The organism is Dietzia sp. B19 (assembly GCF_014145155.1).
Lineage (GTDB): Bacteria > Actinomycetota > Actinomycetes > Mycobacteriales > Mycobacteriaceae > Dietzia > Dietzia natronolimnaea.
In genome coordinates, this window is the sequence record NZ_JAALED010000575.1 from 12,552 (window position 1) to 12,899 (window position 348).

At 67.8% G+C, this 348-nt stretch carries 1 protein-coding gene; it reads right to left on the reverse strand.

The window, feature by feature from the left end; genetic code table 11:
- Window positions 1-33: 33 nt before the first annotated feature.
- Window positions 34-348: transposase (locus tag G6020_RS17370; protein ID WP_241732791.1), on the reverse strand; the 315-nt coding region annotated here is incomplete at its 5' end.

Consider the following 348-nt stretch of genomic DNA (forward strand, 5'->3'; position numbering starts at 1 on the left):
TCCGGTGGTTCTGTCGTGGGCGGGTGGGTGAGGTTAGGCCGGTTTTGGGATCGCGGCGATCGTGTTGAACACTGCGACGATGGCAGTCGCCCAGGGCCACGTTTCGGGAATCTTCACGCGCCGCCGTCGGCCGCTTCGGACCAGCCGGGCTGCCACGTGGAGGAAGCGGTAGCGCAGCGCTTTGGGCTCGCACAAGGCCAGAACTGCGGCGTCGCCGGTGCAAGCGAGCATCCGGGTCCAGGCCACCAGATCCGCGGCGAGCATCACCGCCACGAGCCAGGCCTGGTTTAAAGCGAACTCCCGCGAGGGCAGACGGCCCAGGCCGGTGTCTTTGGCGTGTCGGATCCG